The 21,728-nt window shown below is 65.9% G+C and carries 22 protein-coding genes and 1 pseudogene; 9 read left to right on the forward strand and 14 right to left on the reverse strand.

The genetic code is table 11. From position 1 onward, the window contains the following. Positions 1 to 42: 42 nt before the first annotated feature. Positions 43 to 2,619: an ATP-dependent chaperone ClpB gene (gene clpB, locus NA12_RS31170; RefSeq protein ID WP_067459794.1), complete on the reverse strand. Its 2,577-nt coding sequence runs from the start codon at positions 2,617 to 2,619 to the stop codon at positions 43 to 45. A 227-nt stretch (positions 2,620 to 2,846) separates the two neighbouring features. Here clpB and NA12_RS31175 point away from each other — a divergent pair, with 227 nt between their 5' ends. The 3 genes and pseudogenes from NA12_RS31175 to NA12_RS35155 form a co-directional block, all read left to right on the forward strand. Next, on the forward strand, positions 2,847 to 3,824 hold the full coding sequence (locus NA12_RS31175; RefSeq protein WP_243654764.1) for an NADP-dependent oxidoreductase: 978 nt from the start codon (positions 2,847 to 2,849) through the stop codon (positions 3,822 to 3,824). 275 nt (positions 3,825 to 4,099) lie between these two features. Beyond that, a complete protein-coding gene (locus NA12_RS31180; protein WP_067459800.1) occupies positions 4,100 to 4,417 on the forward strand; it encodes a WXG100 family type VII secretion target in 318 nt (105 codons plus the stop codon). 3 nt (positions 4,418 to 4,420) lie between these two features. Beyond that, a pseudogene (locus NA12_RS35155) lies at positions 4,421 to 4,864 on the forward strand (WXG100-like domain-containing protein); the annotation flags it as partial. A gap of 395 nt (positions 4,865 to 5,259) precedes the next feature. On the opposite strand, the gene NA12_RS31190 reads toward NA12_RS35155, so the two are convergent. The 3 genes from NA12_RS31190 to NA12_RS33965 form a co-directional block, all read right to left on the reverse strand. Further along, a complete protein-coding gene (locus tag NA12_RS31190) occupies positions 5,260 to 6,051 on the reverse strand; it encodes a hypothetical protein (protein WP_067459807.1) in 792 nt (263 codons plus the stop codon). Positions 6,052 to 6,171: 120 nt separating this feature from the next. Further along, positions 6,172 to 6,330: a hypothetical protein gene (locus tag NA12_RS33960; RefSeq protein ID WP_157106425.1), complete on the reverse strand. Its 159-nt coding sequence runs from the start codon at positions 6,328 to 6,330 to the stop codon at positions 6,172 to 6,174. Further along, a complete protein-coding gene (locus NA12_RS33965) occupies positions 6,331 to 6,609 on the reverse strand; it encodes a hypothetical protein (protein ID WP_132369708.1) in 279 nt (92 codons plus the stop codon). It abuts the gene before it with no gap. A 1,030-nt stretch (positions 6,610 to 7,639) separates the two neighbouring features. Here NA12_RS33965 and NA12_RS31200 point away from each other — a divergent pair. From NA12_RS31200 to NA12_RS31210, 3 genes are read left to right on the forward strand one after another with little or no spacing between them, the layout of a single operon-like run. After that, positions 7,640 to 9,085, forward strand: a complete 1,446-nt coding sequence (locus NA12_RS31200) for a DUF8616 domain-containing protein (protein ID WP_503826296.1) — start codon at positions 7,640 to 7,642, stop codon at positions 9,083 to 9,085. A 9-nt stretch (positions 9,086 to 9,094) separates the two neighbouring features. Beyond that, positions 9,095 to 9,499, forward strand: coding sequence for a hypothetical protein (locus NA12_RS31205; protein WP_067459816.1), 405 nt, complete (start codon positions 9,095 to 9,097; stop codon positions 9,497 to 9,499). A gap of 26 nt (positions 9,500 to 9,525) precedes the next feature. Beyond that, entirely contained in the window at positions 9,526 to 10,170 is a 645-nt protein-coding gene (locus NA12_RS31210) for an SMI1/KNR4 family protein (RefSeq protein ID WP_067459819.1), read from the forward strand. Between the two features lie 23 nt (positions 10,171 to 10,193). Here the strand turns inward: NA12_RS31210 and NA12_RS31215 are convergent, their stop codons facing one another. From NA12_RS31215 to NA12_RS35085, 4 genes are read right to left on the reverse strand one after another with little or no spacing between them, the layout of a single operon-like run. Next, a complete protein-coding gene (locus NA12_RS31215) occupies positions 10,194 to 10,952 on the reverse strand; it encodes an ESX secretion-associated protein EspG (protein ID WP_165914760.1) in 759 nt (252 codons plus the stop codon). A gap of 33 nt (positions 10,953 to 10,985) precedes the next feature. Beyond that, positions 10,986 to 12,251, reverse strand: a complete 1,266-nt coding sequence (locus tag NA12_RS34910) for a hypothetical protein (RefSeq protein ID WP_067459825.1) — start codon at positions 12,249 to 12,251, stop codon at positions 10,986 to 10,988. 37 nt (positions 12,252 to 12,288) lie between these two features. Next, entirely contained in the window at positions 12,289 to 12,666 is a 378-nt protein-coding gene (locus tag NA12_RS31225; RefSeq protein WP_067459829.1) for a hypothetical protein, read from the reverse strand. 12 nt (positions 12,667 to 12,678) lie between these two features. Then, complete coding sequence (locus NA12_RS35085) at positions 12,679 to 13,203, reverse strand: DUF3558 domain-containing protein (RefSeq protein WP_084473288.1); 525 nt, start codon at positions 13,201 to 13,203, stop codon at positions 12,679 to 12,681. Between the two features lie 87 nt (positions 13,204 to 13,290). On the opposite strand from NA12_RS35085, the gene NA12_RS31235 reads away from it, so the two are divergent. After that, positions 13,291 to 13,656, forward strand: a complete 366-nt coding sequence (locus NA12_RS31235) for a hypothetical protein (RefSeq protein WP_067459834.1) — start codon at positions 13,291 to 13,293, stop codon at positions 13,654 to 13,656. 30 nt (positions 13,657 to 13,686) lie between these two features. On the opposite strand, the gene NA12_RS31240 is transcribed toward NA12_RS31235, so the two are convergent. Continuing rightward, positions 13,687 to 14,265 carry a sugar O-acetyltransferase gene (locus tag NA12_RS31240; RefSeq protein WP_067459837.1) on the reverse strand — a complete coding sequence of 193 codons (579 nt, stop codon included), beginning with the start codon at positions 14,263 to 14,265 and terminating at the stop codon, positions 13,687 to 13,689. A gap of 318 nt (positions 14,266 to 14,583) precedes the next feature. On the opposite strand from NA12_RS31240, the gene NA12_RS31245 reads away from it, so the two are divergent. Continuing rightward, positions 14,584 to 15,741, forward strand: coding sequence for an FAD-binding oxidoreductase (locus NA12_RS31245; RefSeq protein ID WP_067459858.1), 1,158 nt, complete (start codon positions 14,584 to 14,586; stop codon positions 15,739 to 15,741). Between the two features lie 28 nt (positions 15,742 to 15,769). Beyond that, a complete protein-coding gene (locus NA12_RS31250; RefSeq protein ID WP_067459840.1) occupies positions 15,770 to 16,528 on the forward strand; it encodes an FAD-binding oxidoreductase in 759 nt (252 codons plus the stop codon). Positions 16,529 to 16,562: 34 nt separating this feature from the next. Here NA12_RS31250 and NA12_RS31255 read toward each other — a convergent pair whose 3' ends face one another. The 5 genes from NA12_RS31255 to NA12_RS31275 all read right to left on the reverse strand — a co-directional run. Next, entirely contained in the window at positions 16,563 to 17,732 is a 1,170-nt protein-coding gene (locus NA12_RS31255) for an FAD-binding oxidoreductase (RefSeq protein ID WP_067459843.1), read from the reverse strand. Positions 17,733 to 18,346: 614 nt separating this feature from the next. Beyond that, on the reverse strand, positions 18,347 to 18,694 hold the full coding sequence (locus tag NA12_RS31260) for a heat shock protein transcriptional repressor HspR (protein ID WP_067459846.1): 348 nt from the start codon (positions 18,692 to 18,694) through the stop codon (positions 18,347 to 18,349). Between the two features lie 128 nt (positions 18,695 to 18,822). Then, positions 18,823 to 20,019, reverse strand: coding sequence for a molecular chaperone DnaJ (gene dnaJ, locus NA12_RS31265; protein ID WP_067459849.1), 1,197 nt, complete (start codon positions 20,017 to 20,019; stop codon positions 18,823 to 18,825). A 21-nt stretch (positions 20,020 to 20,040) separates the two neighbouring features. Continuing rightward, complete coding sequence (grpE, locus tag NA12_RS31270) at positions 20,041 to 20,610, reverse strand: nucleotide exchange factor GrpE (protein ID WP_084473290.1); 570 nt, start codon at positions 20,608 to 20,610, stop codon at positions 20,041 to 20,043. Then, the coding region (locus NA12_RS31275; protein WP_157106426.1) for an Hsp70 family protein at positions 20,607 to 21,728 on the reverse strand (1,122 nt) is incomplete at its 5' end. The genes grpE and NA12_RS31275, both read right to left, overlap by 4 nt.

Consider the following 21,728-nt stretch of genomic DNA (forward strand, 5'->3'; position numbering starts at 1 on the left):
CGGTGCGTTTGGGAGGTCGCTACGCACCGGGCTGTGGATAAATCACGAGCTGTGGATAACTTCGCGTTCGACGACGAGCTTGTCGGCGGCGTCGTCCACACTCACCTTCACCGTGTCGCCGTCGGCGACCGAACCGGAGAGCAGTTCCTTGGCCAGGCTGTCGCCGATGGCCTGCTGGATCAGCCTGCGCAACGGTCGCGCGCCGTAGGCCGGGTCATAGCCGCGCACGGCCAGCCACTGCTTGGCCTCGGTGGTGACATCGAGGGTCAGCCTGCGCTGGGCGAGCCGTTTCTGCAGCTGACGCAGGTTGATGTCGACAATCGACTCCAGCTGCTCGGCATCGAGCGCGTGGAACATCACCACGTCGTCGAGCCGGTTGATGAACTCCGGCTTGAACGCGCGCCGCACCGCCTCCATCACCTGATCGCGGTCGCCGCCTGCGCCGAGATTCGAGGTGAGAATCAGGATCGTGTTGCGGAAGTCGACGGTGCGACCCTGGCTGTCGGTGAGCCTGCCTTCGTCGAGAACCTGCAACAAAATATCGAAGACGTCCGGGTGCGCCTTCTCGATCTCGTCGAACAGCACCACCGAATACGGCCGCCTGCGCACCGCTTCGGTGAGCTGGCCGCCCTGGTCGTAGCCGACATATCCGGGCGGCGCGCCGACCAGGCGAGCCACCGAGTGCTTCTCGCTGTACTCGCTCATGTCGATGCGCACCATGGCGCGTTCGTCGGCGAACAGGAAGTCGGCGAGGGATTTCGCCAGCTCCGTCTTACCGACACCGGTCGGGCCGACGAATAGGAACGAGCCCGTCGGGCGATTCGGATCGGCGACCCCGGCGCGCGCCCTTCGCACCGCGTCGGAGACCGCTTGCACCGCCTCTTCCTGCCCGACAACGCGCCCCGCGACTTCGGTTTCCATCCGCAGCAGCTTGGCGGTCTCGCCTTCGAGCATGCGGCCGACCGGCACGCCGGTCCACGCCGAGACGACATCGGCGATGTCGTCGGGAGTCACCTCCTCATTGAGCAGCACGTCACCGTCGGACGCTCCGGCACTGGCCTTCTCGGCGTCGGCGAGTTCCTTCTCCAGATCGGGAATGCGCTTGTAGCGCAGCTCGGCGACCTTGCCGAGATCGCCATCGCGCTCCGCCCGCTCGGACTCCCCGCGCAGGGCCTCGAGCTGTTCCTTGAGCCCACGCGCCGAATCGAGCGCGTTCTTCTCGTTCTGCCAGCGGGTGGTGAGCTGGCTGAGCTTCTCGCGGTCGTCGGCAAGTTCCTGGCGCAGCTTCTCGAGCCGCTGCTCGGACGCGGCGTCGGTCTCCTTCTCCAGCGCCACCTCCTCGATCTCGAGGCGACGCACCGCCCGTTCGATCTCGTCGATCTCGACCGGGCGCGAGTCGATTTCCATCCGCAGCCGCGAGGCCGATTCGTCGATCAGGTCGATCGCCTTGTCGGGCAGGAATCGCGAGGTGATGTAGCGGTCCGACAGCGTCGCGGCCGCCACCAGCGCCGAATCGGTGATCCGGACGCCGTGGTGCACCTCGTAGCGCTCCTTGATGCCGCGCAGGATGCCGATGGTGTCTGCCACGGACGGCTCGCCGACCAGCACCTGCTGGAATCGCCGTTCGAGCGCCGCGTCCTTCTCGATGTACTTGCGGTACTCGTCGAGGGTGGTGGCGCCGACCAGCCGCAGCTCGCCGCGAGCCAGCAGCGGCTTGATCATGTTGCCCGCGTCCATCGCCGAGTCGCCGGTGCCGCCCGCGCCGACGATGGTGTGCAGCTCGTCGATGAAGGTGATGATCTCGCCCGCGCTGTTCTTGATGTCATCGAGCACGGCCTTGAGCCGCTCCTCGAACTCACCGCGATACTTCGCGCCCGCCACCATCGCGCCGAGGTCGAGCGAGACAACCTTCTTGTCGCGCAACGACTCCGGCACATCGCCTTCGATGATGCGCCGCGCGAGACCTTCGACGATGGCGGTCTTACCGACGCCGGGTTCGCCGATGAGGACGGGATTGTTCTTGGTGCGCCTGCTCAATACCTGGACCACGCGCCGGATCTCGGTGTCGCGCCCGATCACCGGGTCGAGTTTGCCCGCGCGGGCCAGCTCGGTGAGGTCTGTCGAGTACTTCTCGAGCGCCTGGTAGCTCGCCTCCGGATCGGCGCTGGTAACCCGCCCGCTACCACCGCGGACCGCGGTGAACGCGTCGCGCAGGGCCTCCGGGGTGGCGCCGTGCTTGCGCAGCAGCGCGGCGACATCCGAATCGCCCTGGGCCAATCCGACCAGGAGGTTCTCGGTGGAGACGAACTCGTCGCCGAGCTCGGTGGCGAGCTGTTGGGCAGCGGTCATCGCGGCGAGTACCTCGCGACCGAGCTGTGGTTTGGTGGTGGCGCCGGTGGCGCGCGGCAGACGGTCGACGAGGGCGCCTGCCTCACGTTCGACTGTCGCCGGATCGACGCCGATGGCCTTGAGCAACGGTGCGGCGATGCCATCGGTTTGATCCAGCAACGCCACCAGCAAGTGCGCCGGACGGATCTCCGGGTTGCCTGCCGCCGCCGCGGCCTGAAGGGCGGTGTTGAATGCCGCCTGCGTCTTGGTGGTGGGATTGAACGAGTCCACGAATCTCCCCTTGTGTGTGTCCGGTATCGACCTGTTCAACGCTCACAAAGTTGAGTCTGTTCCGCTCAACTCCAAAAATTTTCACGGACCTCTGATCCGGGCTTCACGCTACGCCGCGACACCACCGAAGACGATCAATCACCGCATGTCGAACGGCTATCCGCCTAGGATTGCGATGCCCGGCTCACCCGAAGATGCGAGGAGTTCACCGCCTTATGCGCGCGATCGTGGTTCACAGGTTCGGCGCCACACCCGAGCTTGCCGATGTGCCGGTGCCCGAGGCTGGTCCGGGTGAGGTTCAGGTGGCGCTCGACGCGGCCGGGGTCAACCCGTTCGACCTGAAAATGGCCGACGGTCTGCTCCAGGGCAAGATGCCGACCGACTTCCCGATGATCCTCGGCGTCGACGGCGCGGGCAGCGTCTCGGCGATCGGCAGCGGCGTCACCAAGTTCGAGGTCGGCGACAGGGTGGTCGGCAAGTTCCTGACCGCGCCCGCGGGCCACGGCAGTTGGGCGCAGTACTCCACGGTCCCCGAAGACGCGACCCTCGTCCCGATTCCCGACGGCGTCACCAGCGTTGCCGCCGCCGCGCTCCCGATCGCCGGCGTGACAGCCCAGGACCTGGTGGATGCCGCGCATATCCAACCCGACCAGACCGTGTTGATCGTCGGCGCCACCGGCGGCGTCGGCTCCTTCCTCGTCCAGCTGGCCAACATCGCGGGCGCCCATGTGATCGCGACCGCCCGCGGCGATGCCGCCGATCAGGTCGCCCGTCTCGGTGCCGCCGAGACCGTCGACTACACCCGGATCCGCCCCGCCGACCCGAACTTCCCCGACCCCGACCCGGCCACCCGCCAGGACTCGAGCGTCACCGACGCGGTCCGCTTCACCCACCCCGACGGGATCGACGTCCTGTTCGACTTGATCAGCGCGGCAGCCGATTTCGCATCACATGCCACGCTGGTCCGCCGCGGCGGACACGCCTATTCGACAACCTGGGCCGCCGACGAAACAGCACTGCGCGAACGCGACATCACCGGCGGCAACTTCGAATCCAAAGGCCGCTCACCGGAATTGAGCCGTCTCCTGTCGCGGGTCGCGGCAGGAGACGTGGTCATTCCGGTCCAGATGACCGTGCCATTGGAGGCCGCTCCCGCCGTGCTCGGCCAGGGCAGCGCCCGAGGAAAAACCGTCCTCACCATCTAACCCACCCGGAGTTGTTCGGATCGCACGGAAGTACGTCTTATTCGTCTACTGAGTCCGATTCCATAGCAGTCACATTGGGCTGACACGATCCGCTGCGCTTCGGTCGGCTTCCACTACGAGGATCGCCCGAGGGCGGTGTCGACACCATCCCTGCCCGCCTCCTCGCATCGATAGCTTTGGCTCGGAAAATGAGACATACCACACAATAGGGATCCGAAGTCCGGTCTCGTGCGTCCAATACCTCGATAGCACCGTTACCGAGGTTGGGATTTGCGATGAGTTCGATCAAGGCCGATCCGGATGCGTTGCGCAGTACGCAGACTTCCTTCGATTCGGTCGCGTCGACGCTGTCCGCGGCACTGACCACGTTGGCCGCGGCGTTGGCGGCCGAGGGCGAATGCTGGGGCGGCGACGAGACCGGACAGGCCTTCGCGGGCAACTACACCCCGGGCGTCGAGCAGGGCAAGACCGCCGTCGGCAATCTCGCGAAGTCGATGACGCAACTCGGGACCAACATGGTGACTGTCGCGGATAAGTTGGTCGAGCAGGACACCGCGCGTGCGGCCCAGTTGAAGCAGTCGACGGGGTCGTAGTTCGTGGGCATCGAGATCCCGGACTCCCTGCAGTGGGTCGCGAAATACATTCTCGGGGCGGGTGATTGGCCCGACGGTGACGAGACCGCGATGCGGCGGCTCGCTGATGCGTGGACAACCACCGCGAACACCCTCAACACAGTCGACGAGGACGCGGCGCGGGCCCTGAACTCAGCACTGAGTGCCCTGTCCGAGGGCGAGACGCACGATGCGATCGCGACCTATCGGGACAAGCTCCTCGCCGGTGACGAGGCCGCGTTCACCGCGATCCGCAAGTGGTGTGAGAAGCAGGCCGAGCTGCTCGAAGACGGGGCCAACGATATCGAGCACACCAAACTGGTGATCATCGGGACGATGATCGTCGCTGCGGTCGAGATCGGTATCGCGTTGGCGACGGCGTGGACCGGAGTCGGCGCGGCGGCGGGTGTGGCCGCTCGCGTCGCGGCACAGGTCGCGGTCAAGATCGCGATGAAGCAGTTGCTCACTCGGATGATCGCGCGCGGCATCGCCAAAGCGGCATCTCGCGCCGCGCTGCGCGGTGCGGCGTTCGAAGCGCTGGAAGAGGGCGGGATCGACGCGCTCGCCCGTACCATCCAGGTCGCCAAGGGTGATCGTTCGATGGATGACTTCGGTTGGTCCGACCTGGGTTTGGCGACTTTCGGTGGTGCGGTCGGCGGTGCGGTCGGCGGCGGTCTCGGCGACAAGCTGGGCGGTGTCGGCGACAACATCACTTCCGGGCTCGGGAAGATGGCCGCCAAGTCCGCGACAGGTGCGGCGACGGAACTCGGTGCGGATCTGTCGGCACAGGTCGCATCGGCGAGTGCGGCGTCATTGCTGATGGGTCAGGATTTCGAACTCGATATCGGGGTGGATACATTCACCAGCGCTGGTGCTGGTGGGCTGCAGAGTGGGTTGGAGTCCAGCCTGCACGGCAACGGTGACTCCGCGGCGCCGACGGTTCCCGAGTTGGGCGATACGGGCTCGCCGACCAGCCCCGCCAGTACCGGGGACTCGAGTTCGCCTCCAGCGCAGCCGACCGGTGGTACCCCGGGCTCGACTTCGCCCGCGTCGACGGGAACACCTGGTTCCACCGCGCCGAACTCCGAGGGCACGCCGTCAACACCCAATGGGGACAACGCGACCCAGCCGTCCGGAGCGGGCTCGCCTTCCTCCCCTGGTGATAGCTCTCCGCCGACCGGCAGTCCGAGTTCAGTCGATGGCAACTCGCCCAACCCGAGTACGCCCAGCGACAACTCGCCTGACACCAGCTCATCTGGCGACACTTCGCCGGGTTCCAGCTCGCCGGGCGACAACTCCCCCAGCCCCAACACACCGGGCAGCAACTCGTCCAATCCCGCCTCACCCGGCGACAATTCGCCCAGTTCCAGCGCACCCGACACCAACGCGCCGACATCGAGTTCACCGGGCAGCAGCACCCCCAGCCCCAGCACGCCTGGCGAGGCCTCTCCCAGTTCGACGGCTCCCACCGATAGCGGCAACCCATCCAGCCCGAGTTCACCGAACTCGCCGGGCAACACCGGTCCGACGACGGACACCCCCTCGGCGCCCGCCGACAGCGGCACGCCTTCATCGCCGAGTACCACCGGGAATCCGACCGGATCCCCCGACGGCACAACCCCAACGGCTCCAGTCGAAACTCAGAACCCTACCGATCAACCCAGCTCACCGGCGCCTCGCTCATCGCTCGACCTCCCGCCGGCCGACACTCCCGCACCTACTGATTCGTCCGCGGCTCAACCGACTCCATCAAGCCCGACCACCGCCCAGGCACCGACCGCGGACACCCAGACACCGACCAGCAACAACCCGACTGCCACCACACCATCCGCACCCGGAACTATGCCGCCGCCGGGCAGCCCGAACACCGGCACGCCAACATCCACCCCGAACATTCACTCACCCTCCGACGGCACCCGCCAGCCGCAACAAACAGACCCATCGACAACCAGCGCGGCGGCCACCGCGACAGCACCGAGCACAGCACCGACCGCGACACCCACCGCGACACCCACCTCGACAACACCCACCAACTCGACCCCGCCCATCAGCGCACCGATCGCCCCGAGCGCGCACCAATCGCCGACGGCGAACAATCCCCAGCCGTCCACAACCACCAGGCAGACGCCTTCCGCCACCCAGCCGACCACACCGAACAATCCCGAGCTATCCACAGGCCGCACACCGCCATCGGCCACACGCCCGGCGACACCGAACGCTCCCCACTCATCCACAGGCACCAACCCGACGACCGACACAGCACCGCCGCCGTCCACTGCCCACCCGAGCACGCCGGCACTCGGCCACCCGCCTACTCCGCCGAACACGACCTCCACCCAGGCCCCCAACTCGAACCAGCACAGCAGCAACGCGGACTCCCCGACAACGGATCAGCCGGCCGGACACATCGACCCAGCAACGCCTGCGGATACAACCCCCGCGACCGACCCTCTGTCGGCCACCGAAACCACGCCGGCATCGGACCCGACGCCGACGAATACGACATCACCTACCGACCCGCTTCTCACCCCCCAGTCGCTCGAATCCGCCAACCAGGCACGCCGAGCTCGCGAATCACTGCGCCCCGTCAGGCCCGCCGATAACCAAGCCCTACAGGTCAACCCGCCCACCGGCCGCCCCTACCGAGCCGCCGACTATCCGAACACCTTTACCCAACCCGTCCGGGTCATCCGCCTCAGTGTCGCTGTCACCGGCTCTCCCGCGACACCACCCACCACCATCGACACCGTCGCCGAGAACGCCCAAACAGCGACCGATATCGCCTTCAACCAAGGCCACCAATTCCCCCTCGGCGACTGGCTCATGGTCGATGTCGTCCCCACCACCGACCCGGCAACGGCTGACCTCACGATCGATGCCGACACCACACCGACCCTGACCGACCTCGCCAACACGATCCGCACCAACCTCGGCCTACCCCCACGGGACAACCCCACCGTCACTCCCGATGACATGCACCGTCTCGGTTCCGACATCTCCCGAGCCGACCTCGCCCGCACGACAGTCCCCTCCTGGGCGGACCAGCACGCCTCCCCCACAACCCAGGTAGACAGCACCGTATCCGCCACCCCCGACACAAACCCCGACCCGGACACGGACACAACCGTCGACCTCGACGCAATCCACAACAACCACGCTGAACAAACCCCCGCCGGCGTCTCCCACCACCGCGGCGACCCGACCATGGGCGACCTCCCCCACCGAGTCCCCGCCGACCCCAACCGCTTCACCGCCGACACCCACATCACCCCCGACGGCCACGCCGTAGTCGGCGGACAAACCATCACCCCCGAGCAATACGGCGACCTTCTTCGCCGCTCCGGCTGGGACGGCGTCACCCCCATCCGTCTCCTCGGCTGCGACGCCGCCACCAACGGCTTCGCCGACCGCCTAGCTCGAAACCTGGGCGTCGAGGTGCTTGCTCCGAACCAGCGCGCGTGGACCGATTCCAACGGAAATGTCTTCAGCACAAGCGCGGTCACCAACCCTGATGGATCCCGCAGCCCCCGTATCCCTCCGGACGGCCAATGGCAGAGCCACCATCCCAACGGCACCACCACACCTCACGGCACGGCGTCCAACCCACCAGGAACCACGCCGACGAATGCGATCGACGCCGACACCGCAGTCGATCGCTCACAGCCGACGCCGCCGAATACCAATCCCACCGGCCCCAGTCCGGATACCTCGACCACCCCTTCTCCACGCGTTCAAGAGACTCCGTTCAATGACAGCCGCGATGCGGTCCGCAACAGAATTACGCCCCCACGGCGGGTGGTGGACGGGCCTTTGCTCGACCCGAACAATCCGGATCACGCGAACATCCGCGGCACCCTGCGTTCCGACGATCCCACGCTGCCGATACCACCAGGCGACCCAACCCGAGTCGTGGACGGCGAGACACCCAGCGGCGCACATTTCACTGACACTGTTTACGGGGATCCCCCCAATCACACAGTTGTTCGCGACTATCCACCACGCGCAGTTGAGTACAAGACACGGACCGGCGGTACTTTCACAGCGCTACGCCATGAGCAGCACGTCATCTATCCGCCGGACGCCGACGGCAACGTTCGGTCGTTTTCGCGATCCCAGGTGGGCGACAATGTCGTACTCACCGAATCGCTCAATGGCCGCCATGTCTCGACCACAGGTGTCATACGGCATGACTTCTCCAGCACCGATAAGGTCAAGCGCAAGGGCGACAGCGCGGAAAGCACCGCAGCGACCAATACTGGCCATGAGGGCGTGGCTCCGGCCGGCACAGGGCTCCAGTACGATGGCGGGCATGCGTCCAGCTACCGAACCACTCTGGACAGAGGATTGGTGAACCTCTTCGCGCAGGAGCGGTGGTTCAATCAGCAAGAGTTCAAGGTGTTGGAGGCCGCCATCGCGTCCTGGACTACGACGGGCACCGGCAGAGAAACTCACATCCTTTTCGAGACCGACCCTCCAGGTTCCGTCACCCCAGAGAGAGTGACCGGGGAAGTAAGCATGGTCGATGCCAACGGTGAAGTATTTCGCGAATTCCCAGTCGATTTCAGCAATCGCGGCGGAAACACCTTCACACGAAAAAATTACGGAATCGAACGAAAAGACTTTTTGAGACATACCGAAAGCCAAAATTAGGAGAGTTTGATGTCAGAAATCGACGACGTCGAGGCAGCTACGGAGCTGGTGCAAGCAACCGGAGAGGCTGCCGCGCTCGCATTTCCGGACTGGACCTACGCGGTTTCGACCAGGGTCTACCCGTCCCAGGGTGTCGGCACATGGGGTGTGGTCGCCTATCGGGGTGACGAAGGTGCGGTGGTAAGACTTTTCGGCCATCGCGAAATCAGTCGCCGTGTTCAAAACTATTCGGAACAGCTGTACGATGCGCAGGAACAGGACTGCGCAGGAATCAAATGTATTGTTGCCCGATCAGGAAAATTCAGAATCGACTACTCTTACGACATCGATGAAGCCATCAAGTGGGCGAACCAGGTCTTCAGCGGACTCACTCCGGAAGAAACGGTGGAAGTCCTTCGGCCACAAGAACTGTGACCGGTCCGAGCGATTCGGAGTGATCTATGGGCGAAGTAGCGATCTTGGCGCAGCGCATCTGGGATGTGATGGTGGAGAGGGGTTTCGAGCCGGTGTTGCGGCGCGGGTCCGGGGACGCCATCCGTTACGAGGAACAGACGGGAGTGCCTGCTCCGGCGGAGGTTGCCGAGTTGTGGGCGGTGCTCGGTGGGCGGGACATTCTGGGGATGAATCTGGAAGGCGCGAATTCGGCGGGGCGGTGGTGCGCCGCACGGGCAGGTGAAGCCGAGAGCAGTGGTCCTGGAGTGCCGTACGAGGAGTTGGACGGTTCGGCCGATGGGGCGGTTCGCATGGTGTGGTGGGACCGGGGCTGGTGCCCGCTGCACGCATCGGGCGACTGGGCGGTGGCGGTCGACTCGCATCCCGGTGCGACAGGGCATGTCGGGCAGGTGCTGTTCTGCGACCTGGACGTGGACTCCGATCGAGAAGCGGTGTGGGGCAATGTCACCGAGTTCCTCGGCGATGTCCTGACGGTTGTCTCCTCGCAGGCGCTGGTCGTGGAGGACGGGCACGGGCTGATGACACACGTCGACAACTGGACCTGCACCGTCTTGATGGCGGTACGAGAACTCGGACTGGCCCGGCGCGACGGTCGCCCTTTCCCACTGGTCGGGCCGGCCGATCAGCCTTGATGGCAGCCGATACCGACCGGAGGTCAGCGAGGGAGGTAGGTGCCGGTGCGGGCCTTGGTGGCGGTGGTGGTGAGGATGGTGGCGAGGGTGGCTTGGATTCGGGTGGGGGTGGTGGGTTTGGCGATGAAGGTGGTTTCGCCGTAGAAGACATAGCGGCCGTCGCCGGGGATGTCGTGCAGCTGGAAGTCGTCGCGGCCTTCGGTATGGCGGTTGTCGACGCTGGCGTGGGCATAGACGCCGATGTGGGTGAGGGTGGTGGTGGGTTTCGCCAGGAAGGACTCGAGTTGTTCCCGGGGGGTGGGGTTCCAGCGGTCGCGGACGTGCGGGCGGGGGGCGGCGAGTTCCGCTGCGGTGACGCGGATTTCGCGGCCCTTGCCGGGGGCGACCTTGGGCAGGGTCGACAGGACCGCGGCGGCCAGGGCGTCGGGGTCGAACAGGTGGAGGATGATGTCGCCGGGGTTGGCATCGTCACCGGGGGCCTGCACCGCGAGTGCGGCATAGCTGTCGCGGGTGCCGCCGTGGGCGCGAATCGTTTTGACGCCCTTGGCCGCGCCCGCCACCTCGACGCGAGCGTACGGGGCGAGCAGCGCGGCCATGGCACGGTCGAGATCGCTGTCGAATTCGGCCATCAGATTCTCCGCGGCCTTGCTGCGCAGGCGCAGGACCTCGGCGTGGGTCTCGACGTCGGTGTGGCGATGATGCAGGGGATACGGGAGGACGTCGCGGCCGGCGGCCTCCCACAGAGTGCGGAAATCTAAAGCGGTGAGATGCCAGGTACGCACAGGAGATCTACTCTGTTCCATCAGGATTGGCGACTAGTCGGCGCCGATGACGGGCGGGACCATCTTGGGCAGGGTGTCCAGACCGGTGAGTTCGTCACCGTTTTCCTGAGTGATGAGGTAGTCGGGGATCGCTTTGGTCGACTCGTCGTCCTTGCCGCCGCCCTTGCCCGCGCCGGGGCTCATCATGCCGGGCGTACCGGCGCGGCCTGTCGTGCCCGCACCGGTGCCACGACCCCCGGCCGCGCCGGCAGCCGTCGGGCTCGCGGCAACCGCACCACCGGGTGTTCCCGCTCCTGGCGTGCCCGCGCCCGGCGACCCACCGCCGGGTGAGCCCGCGCCGCTCGGTGATCCGGACGGCGAGCCGGAACCGGGGACGGTCGCGCTCGGGGTGGTCGAGGCGGGGGTGGTCGAGCCCGGTTCCGTCGACTGGGGTGTGGTCGATTCGGGGGTGGTCGAATCGTCGGTGTCGGCCGAGTCGGTGTCGTCCGGGTCGGTGGTGGGGTTGGTTGAGGCCGGGGTGGTCGGCTGCGTGGTCGTGGACTGGGTGGTGGGCTGAGTTGTCGAACCCTGGGTGGTGGATTGCGTTGTGCTGAGCTTGGTTTCGGGCTGGCCGCCGCCGTTCTCGACAGTCGTCGGGATGGGAATCACCGGGACTTTGTTGTCGGACTCGTAAATCACCGGGGCGTAGACGGTTTGGAGAATACGAACAGCTTCGACTCGCGCGTTCTCTTGCGCGACATCGTCATTGCGCCAGCCACGGCCGGTGAGCAGGGCGCCGACATTGTCGAGCCCGCTGCGGTGTTCGGGCTCGTGCGGGACGAGGCGTTTCGTCGGCTCGAGGCCGGTGCGCAGTTCGTCCAGTTTGGTGCTGGTGAGCGCCGCGGCGGTGGTGACCTTCTTTCCCGTGGCGTCGTATGCGGCGACGGTTTGCGCTGCCGCGTTCGCCGCGGAGCCCGACCAGACGTCCGGGGACATGCCTCGGGCTATTTGCTTGCGGAACTCGTCTAGGGATGTGCTGTTACGGGTGGAGATTTCGTTCCAGGCGGCGATCAAGGCTGCGACAGCGTCGAGATCGATCTTGTCGACCTTGGCGCGCAGTTCCTGGACGGTCCCAGGGAACAGGTTGTTCTTCGTCACGACTGTCGGTCGGTACTCACCGTCGAAGCCGAGGTCACCTGCCTTCTTCCGATTGTCGTCACGCTGGGTGTTGTATTTGTTCTGGATGTCGGCGATTTCGGAGCTCTCGAGTTCGTCGTCATCCGAGAACGGAGAGGTAACAAGATTTTTGAGGCCGCCCATGAGGTCGAGGCCGGTTATGCTGTGGAAACCAGTCAATTCAGCTCACCTGCCCGGTGACGTAGTCGAGGGCATTTGCGTTCTCGATGTCCTTGCCTGCGATGCGCTTGAAGGAAATGGAGAAGACCTCGCGCAACTGCTTCACTGCCTCGATATCCTTGAGTATGACCTCGTATATCGAGTTCGGATCGTTCCCAGCTTGAGCACGGAACTTCCCCTCGAGTTGTCTGGCGATATCGAAGTCGCCGAAACCGCTTACGTTCTGGGCTCTTTGAGAGGTGATCAGTATCTTGTCGAGATCGACCAGTCGCTGATCGCATGCCTTGAACATGTGATAAGCCGCCGCCTCGTCGTTCAAGTAGACCTCGCCCGCACGAGCCTGGGATAAGAGTGTGCTGTATGCCGTCGTGTCAGCCATTCGTCCTCCCCGCTATCGAGGAAAGGTCGGTACGAGTGCGCTCGCAGCGCTATTCAGATAGACGCACGGTTCTTCGAGGCCGTCGAGGCTCGCGCGATTCATGACCTCGAGTTGCACAACTCCGTCTCGAGTTTCGAAAACCACATCGCAGATGAGGTTGCGAGAGTCGCCCGCGACCCTGAACTTCCGTGCGGGGCGACCAGCGACGGTGGTGTCAGCGAAGTCGGCGTTGCCTGGCTTGGCCTCGAACTCCGCGAGAGACTTGGCAGACGTGTAGACCGTCAATCCATACTTGGGGGCCATCCATCCACAAATCTCCCAACCTGGCTGCGGAACCCCAGCGACACCCTTCTCCTCCGTAGCCGGATCCACCCCCGCCGCCGTCAACGCAGCATCGGGAATCTCCGTGCACGGATTCCACAACACCGGTTTGGCTGTGCTCGTCGCCCCCTTCGACGTCGACTCCCCCGAGTCGCACCCGACCAGCCCGACAACCGCGAAACCGGCAATCACTATTGCCGTACCTGCGCGTTTCATCCCACCCCTTACCGCCGAGTACTGCCTTGACCAGGGACATTAGCACGGTCAGCCGACCAGATGCGGGGCCGCGTAAGTTGTTCGAGCATGAGCGAACTTCGATTTTCGGGACCTTTCGACGGCCGTGATCCCGAGGGCAAACCGGTGGTGAACCGGTCGGCGGTGGACTCCGATATCCAGGATCGGGTGCTGTCCTACCTCGAGCACGCGCCGGTGATTCTGAGCGCCCGCAGCCACGACGCCGACGAGTTCGACCCCGCCCGGCGCGACGTGCCGTTGAACTTCCACACCGACGGCTCCTTCGTCTGGCCGGGCGCTGTCCCCTACTACCTGCGCAAGTACGGATTGCCGCCGGAGCCCGCGCTGGTCCAGCACATCGTCGGCAAGGGGTTCGAGATCGGGGAGGTCGACGAGGCGACCCGGCAGGCGGCGGTGCGCAAGGTCGCCGGCTGACCCGATCTCGGCGCGAGCTGCGCGACCGGACTACCAGCTGCGCGCCACAGTCCCCTTGGAACCGGTGACCAGGCTGTTCGCCGGAACGTCGTCGGCGACGATCGCACCCGCGGCGATTACCGACTCACGGCCGATACTCACGCCGGGCAGGATCATCGCGCCCGCGCCGATCCATACCCGTTCCGCGATGTCGATCGGCGCGCCGGTGAGGTATTCGCGCCGTTCCTCCGGGTCGACAGGATGGCCCACGGTGATGAAGGTGGCCTTCGGTCCGATCATCACCCGCTTGCCCAACCGGATTCCGGCGTAGTCGAGGAACGTGCAGCCCTGATTGATGAACACGCCCTCGGCCAGGTCGAGGTTGCGGCCGTGATCGGTATAGAAGGGCGGATAGATCGTCAGACCGGCCGGCAGCGGACGGCCGAGAATCTGTTCGAGGAGCGCCACCTTCCCGACCTCATCGTCGAAGGGCAAGAGGTTGAGGCGGGAAGTCAACGCGCTGACCTCGAGAACCCGCTCGTGCATCGCCTGGAACTCGGCCCCGAGTACCCGTTCGCCCCTGGCCAGAAGTTCGGGATCGTGAATCCGCATGATGTTGTCGCTCGCCATGCCCCGATTCTCACGCACCCTTCGCCCGATCGGAACGCCACCGCCGATCCGGTCGCACCGCATCGATCACGCGGTGAGCGGCGGCTGGTCCCGCGGCGCCGGGCCGGCGACAAGATCACCGACGCGTATCGATGACGGGGGGATCGTGCCGATCGGGGGCGAGCGGATTACGATCCGTGCGGTCGGGTACCGGCGTGATGAGCATCCCTGCCCCGAGACGGCGGTTTCGAGGGATACTGGTGAGGGCGAAACCCGCGGGTGAGCCACATTGCGGCAAATTACAGAGCTGCAATTTACAGAGAAATGGAGCTTGACGACGTGGATGCGCGTTCTCTTGCGCTGGTCCGCGCCGATTTCCGCGGGGTGTCGGAGACACCTGGCGGTGCTGAGCGGCTGATCAGCGCTTTCTACGGTCACCTGTTCGCCCAGGACCCGAGGTTGCGTGAACTGTTTCCGCCTGCCATGGACATGCAGGCCAAGCGGATCACGACGGCGGTGCAGTTCGTCCTCGACCATCTCGAGGACTTCGAACGTGCGCAACGCTTCCTCGAGCAACTGGCCCGCGATCATCGCAAATACGGGGTCGAAGCCGACCACTACGACATGGCCGGACGCGCGCTGCTCGCGGCGCTGCGCACCTTCCACGGCAATCGCTGGACCAGAGAACTCGATGACGGCTGGCGTGACATCACGCTGCTGATCTCGGCGTCGATGGCGATCGGCGCCAACGAGGACACCTCGCAGCCGTACTGGGACGCGACCGTGGTGGGTCATCGGCGGGTACTCGACGATCTGGCGATCGTTCGGTTGCAGGCCGACGGGCCCATTCCGTTCAAGGCCGGACAGTATGTGCCGGTCGCGGTGCCGCAGCGCCCGAACATGTGGCGCTACTTCTCCCCCGCCATCCCCGCGAACCCGTATGGCGAGATCGAATTCCATGTGCGGCGGATCAGCGGCGGCTGGGTGAGCCCGGCCATCGTCAACGACACCAAGGTCGGGGACCGGTGGAAGATCGCCGGGCCGCTCGGCGGGTTGCACGTGGACCGCGAGTCCGGCCGCGACGTGCTGATGATCGGCTCCGGCACCGGCATCGCACCGTTGCGGGCGCAGCTGATCGAGATGAGCCAGCGGGGGATCAATCCGCGCGTGCACTTCTTCATCGGCGGGCGCTATCCCGGCGACCTCTACGACGTGGACAACATGTGGCAGCTCTCGCAGTCCAACCCGTGGTTGACCGTGGTGCCGGTGTGCGAGGAACACACCAATCCCTGGTGGTATCCCCAGGATTCGGGCCAGACACCGATGGGCATGCCGCGCCGCCTGGTCGGTAATCTAGGAGCGGTGGTGACCAGCTTCGGTGCGTGGTCGGACCGTCAGATCCAGATCGCGGGATCGCCGTCGATGATCGCCAACACCCGCTACGCGCTGCAACGGGCCGGTACACCGAGCGAGATCATCGCCGCCGACCCCGTCTGAAACGCCCGCGACATCGCGAAAGAGGCTGATGAGCAACGTTTTTCCCGACCCCGCCTGGACGGCCACCGTCGTGGGCCACCATCGCTTGCGCCACGACCTCGCCGTCATCCGGCTGATCGGCGATTTCGTGCCGTTCGAAGCGGGCGATTCGGTGGAGGTCGAGGTACCGCAGCATCCGGGCGTGCGGCGGCGGTTCTCGCCCGCGTTGCCGCCCTCGCTGGACGGCAAGATCGAGTTCCATGTGCGGACGGTGCCCGGCGGGTGGTGTTCGAGTTCCATCGTCGCCGACACCAAACCCGGTGACCAGTGGCGAATCAACGCTCCCCGTGGGGTTTTCGCGGTCGATCCGGACGCGACGCAGCTGGTGATGATCGCCGGCGGTACCGGTCTGGCGCCGATGCGCGCCCAGCTCCTCGACCTGGCCCGGCGCGACACCCCGCCGCGCACCTATCTGTTCTTCGGTGGCCGAACGCCGCGCGACCTCTACGCCAACGACATGCTGTTCCTGCTGGCGGGCGAATTGCCGTGGCTCTCGGTCATTCCGGTGGTCGAGAGCCCGGACGACCCCGCGGTGCGCGACGAATGGCACGAGCAGACCCGCTCCGATGTCGGCTTCGGACCGGACGAGATGCTGCACGGCACGCTCGCCGATGTCGCCGCCGCGCACGGGCCCTTCACCGAAAACCAGGTCCTGATCTGCGGTTCGCCCGCGATGGTCCGCACCACCGTCGATCGCCTGATCGAGGCGGGAACTCCCCCGGCCAACATCATCTCCGAAGGCGCCTGAGTCCCACGGGCCGGTTTCGCGATCGGCTCGCGGGTCAGAACAGGGGGTCGTGGCGGATCGACTGGGCTTGGGTGCCTGCCGCCATGAGACGGAACTTGGTGGTTTGGACCATGGAGGGGGAGCCGACTATTTGGACGTCGCGGTCGGCCCAGGGGCCGTAGCCGGCGACCACCTTGCCGATTTGGCCGGTCACGCGGGGTTCCAGGCCGGGTAGATTCGGGTGGGGTTCGCCGGAATCGTAGTACCACCAGGGGTTTTCGTCGCTCTCGGTAACGGGGGTGACAGTGAGCCACTTGTTGGCGATGGCGAGTTGGCTCAGCACCTGGAGGTCGTAGAGGTCGCAGGGGTGGTGGCCGCCGACGAACAGGTGGACCTTCGGGTTGACCCGGCGCTGGGCCATCGCCATGATCTGCGCGCGCAGGGGGGCGATGCCGGTGCCGCAGCCGACCATCAGCATCTTGCGCTTGGTGTTGCGTGGCACGCCGAGGCCGCCCAGCGGTGAGCCGAGCGCCCACTGATCACCGACGGCGGTGTGCGCGACCAAGGCCGGGCTGACCCAGCCGCCGAGGACGCCACGCACGTGGAACTCGATCTCGCCGTTGGGATTGGCCGGATTCGCGGGCGAGAGATAGCGCCACATCCGCGGCCGCGAGGGGATCTGCACGCTGAGGTACTGACCGGCGGCGTACTGCATCGGCGTGTCGAGCTGCACCCGAATGATCGAGAGATTGCGCAGCACCTCGCGATGTTCGACGACCGTGCCCGTCCAGGTGGCCGGGGTCATCTCCTTGTCGGCGGCGCTGATCATCGCACCGCTGATGGTGGCCAGGCCCTCATCCCAGGCGGTGGCGACCTCGTCGGTCCACATCTCCGCGCCGGCGAATAACCGCAAGGCCGATTTCAGCGAGTTGGCCACGGCCACATAGTGCGCCGGTTGCACGCCGTACTTGCGATGGTCGCGCCCGAGCTGGGCCAGGAACGGCAGCAGCTTGTCGGGCTCCTCCAGCCGTTCGAGGGCATAGGCGATCGCCGTGATGAGCCGATCGCGCTGCGCATCCATGGCTGCCGGGAAGTAATCGCGGACACCCGGGTAGTCCGTGAAGAGGATCGAGTAGAACGACCTCGACAACTTCTCGGGTCCGCCTTCTTCCGCGGCAACCGCCTTGAACGTAGTACGGATCAAAGCGACAGTCCGCGAATCCATATGTGTCACAACCTCGTTTCGCCATCGAACGCTAGCCGCGCCGGCGAGTGACGGGCTGGGAGGACACTCGTCAGCAGCCGATGCGAGAAGTCTAGGCGAGGTTTGCCAGCTTCGGAATCGTACTCTTAAACATCACGCATGTAATTCGCGAAATACCAGGCGGTTTCCAGCATTTTCCCACAAAAACATACTCGGATCCCGCAAATTGTGGATGAACAACTGCTCACGATTCACGAAAACTCCCGGTGCATCAGCCAATTGGTGACCAATGGCCCTGGTAGAGCGATCCTTCCGCTACGTCGGCCACGTGCGATGTTCCGACGCGCCGAGCCACGACACGCGAGTCGGCATACCAGAGTGACTGGTCGAGAGCAGCGAATTGCCCTCCGTTCGATCCGAATTCAGCATCTCTACAGCAAACACTGGGACCTCGGCGGCGATAAATCCCCACCTCAGCGTGCCGCGACGCTACTTTCGATCGACGAGGTCGCGAATAAAGCGGTTGCTGGAGAGTCACCAGCCGGTCGCCGGGGGTTGACCGGAAACGAACAAGCCTCCGGCTCGGATCCACCGCAGCGGAAGCCGAACCGGAGGCTCGTCGTGTCGAAGACGACTCAGCGCCGATGCCGTGGTTGCCACACCACGAGCGCGGTACTGCGAACAGGCGGCGACAGATCGGGCCGGTAGCCCGCCCGCAACCGCTCCAACTCCGTGCTCATCTCCTCGACGCGCTGCTGCAACGCCTCCACCTGATTGGTGAGCTCGATGATGCGCTTGATGCCGGCGAGATTGACGCCCTCGTCCTGCGACAGGCGCTGCACCTCGCGCAGCACCTCCACGTCGCGAGCCGAATATCGGCGTCCGCCACCCGAGGTCCGTTGCGGGGTGACCAAACCCAGCCGGTCGTAGGTACGCAACGTCTGCGCGTGCATCCCCGCCAGCTGAGCCGCCACCGAGATCATGAAGAACTCGGCACGTGCGGTAGCACCCGAAACCGACTTCGGATCCGGACTGTCCGCGCCTGTCCCTGCGCCCTCCGTGCTCACGCTGCGCTACCTCCTCCGGGCGCCGAACTCGATGTGCGGGGACATCAAGCGCCTGCCCATCCCGCACGCGGTTCGAAGCCGCTGGCCTTCTCCGCCTCCTGATAGGCCTTGAGCGCATCGGTGGCGTCGGAATCGAGCGACTGCGGCACCGCGACTTTCACCGTGACCAGCAGATCACCGGCGCCGCCCGCCGCGCCGCGCTTGGGCACGCCACGACCACGCACTCGCAGAATACGCCCGTCGGCGGTGCCCGCGGGCACCTTCACGCCGACCCGGCCGTCCAGCGTCGGCACGGAAATCGTTGTCCCCAGCACCAATTCGCTGTAGCTCACCGGGAGCACCAGGGTGAGGTCGTCGCCCTGGCGGCCGAAGACCTTGTCCTGGCTGACGTGCACCGTGACATACAGATCGCCCGACGGCGCACCGCGCAAACCCGCCTCGCCCTGACCGGCCAGCCGGATCTTCTGACCGTCACTGACGCCAGGAGGGATCCGGACGGTGATGGTGCGGGTGCGGTTCTGGATACCGGTGCCGGAGCAGTCGGTGCACGGGTCGTCGATGATCGACCCGGTGCCGCGGCAGTCGTCGCAGGGCTCGCTGAAACCGAACGCGCCCTGATTGCGGCTCACCACGCCCGCACCGTTGCAATGCGGGCACACGCGCGGGCTGGTGCCCGGCTTGGCACCGCTGCCGTGACATGTGGTGCACGGCGAAGGACTCGTCATCCGCAACGGCACGGTGACGCCCTGGGCGGCCTCTCGGAAACCCAGGGTCGTCTCGGTCTCCACGTCGGAGCCGCGCCGCGGCCGAGCCGCCGCCCGGCCACCGGCACCGCCCCGGTTGAACAGCCCGCCCAGCAGATCGCCGAGCCCGCCGTCACCCGCGGCGCCCGCACCACCGGCCTGACCGAAGATGTCACCGATGTTGAAGTCCTGCGAGAAGCCGCCGCCCGCACCGGGATTGAACCCGCCGCTGCCGTAGGCTCGTCCGCCACCACCGCCGCCCGCGAACATGCGGCGCGTCTCGTCGTACTCCTTGCGCTTGGCCGGATCCGACAGCACCGCATTGGCTTCGCTCACGGTCTTGAACCGCTCCTCGGCCTTGGTGTCACCCGGATTGGAGTCCGGATGCAGGTCGCGGGCGAGCTTGCGATACGCCTTCTTGATCTCGTCCTGCGAGGCGCCGGAGGAGACACCCAGCTCCTTGTAGAAGTCCTTTTCGATCCACTCCCGTTGGCTCACCGGGCATCTCCTCCTCTCACACTATTTATCGTCGGCGTCGGCATCCGAGTCCGATGCCCCCGCGGCCTCGGCATCGGTTACCCCGACCAGCGCGTGCCGAAGCACCCGGTCGCCGAACCGATAGCCCTTGCGCATGACGATGCCGATCACCGGGTCGGCGCCCGAACCCTCGTGCTGCACTGCCTCGTGCAGCGTGGGGTCGAACGGGTCACCGGCGGAACCGAATTCGACGAGACCCTGCTTGGTGAGCGCGGTCTCGAGCTTGTCGGCGACGGACTTCAACGGGCCGGAGTCGAGGTCGCCGTGCGCCCTCGCCCGATCCAGATCGTCCAGCACCGCGAGCAATTCGGTGACCACCGACGCCTTGGCGGCATCGATGTTGGCCTGCCGGTCACGCTCGACCCGGCGGCGGTAGTTCGCGTATTCCGCGGTCAACCGCTGCAGGTCGGCCGTGCGCTCGGCCAGTTCGTCGTGCTCGGGCTCGACAACCTCGGCGTCGACGTCGAGCACCGAGTCCGCCGTGGCGGCCTCCGCGTCCTCGTCGGAGATTTCCTCGACCAACTCCTGCTCCGAGGAGTTCGCCTCGGTCACTTCTTGTCCGTGTCGACCGGCTCGTCCACGACCTCCGCGTCGACGACCTGATCGTCGTCGGCCTGGCTCGCGCCCGCGCCGTTGCCCGCCTGGGCGTCGGCAGCCGCACTGGCCTCGTAGATCGCCTGGCCAAGGGCCTGCGACTCGGTGGCCAGCTTCTCCACGGCCGACTTCACCGCGGAGATATCGGTGCCCTCGAGCGCCTGCTTGGCCTCGGCGACCGCGTTCTCCACCTTCGCCAGCTGATCGGCGGAGACCTGTGCGCCACCCTCGCTCAGCTTCTGCTCGTTGATGAACTTCTCGGTCTGGTGCACCAGCGACTCGGCCTGGTTGCGGGTCTCGGCCTCCTCACGGCGCGCCTTGTCGTCGGCGGCGTGCGCCTCGGCGTCGGCGACCATGCGGTCGATCTCCTCCTTGGACAGACCGGAGCCGTCCTGGATCTTGATCTTGTTCTCCTTGCCGGTGCCCTTGTCCTTCGCGGTGACGTGCACGATGCCGTTGGCGTCGATGTCGAAGGTGACCTCGATCTGCGGCACGCCGCGCGGGGCCGGGGGCAGACCGGTGAGCTCGAAGGAGCCCAGCAGCTTGTTGTGCGAGGCGATCTCGCGCTCACCCTGGAAAACCTGGATCTGCACCGAGGGCTGGTTGTCGTCAGCGGTGGTGAAGGTTTCCGAGCGCTTGGTGGGGATGGTGGTGTTGCGCTCGATGAGCTTGGTCATCACGCCGCCCTTGGTCTCGATGCCCAGCGACAGCGGGGTGACATCGAGCAGCAGGACGTCCTTGACCTCGCCCTTGAGCACGCCGGCCTGCAGGGCGGCGCCGACGGCGACGACCTCGTCCGGGTTCACGCCCTTGTTCGGCTCACGGCCACCGGTCAGTTCCTTGACCAGCTCGGACACGGCGGGCATCCGGGTGGAGCCACCGACGAGCACGACATGGTCGATATCGGCCACGTTCAGGCCCGAGTCCTTGATCACGGACTGGAACGGCGCGCGGGTGCGATCAAGCAGATCGGAGGTGATCTTCTGGAACTCCGAGCGGGTGAGCTGCTCGTCGAGGAACAGCGGGTTCTTGTCCGCGTCGACGGTGATGTAGGGCAGGTTGATCGAGGTGCTCTG

Origin of the sequence: Nocardia alba NBRC 108234 (genome assembly GCF_001612665.1) — a bacterium.
Classification (GTDB): Bacteria; Actinomycetota; Actinomycetes; order Mycobacteriales; family Mycobacteriaceae; genus Nocardia; species Nocardia alba.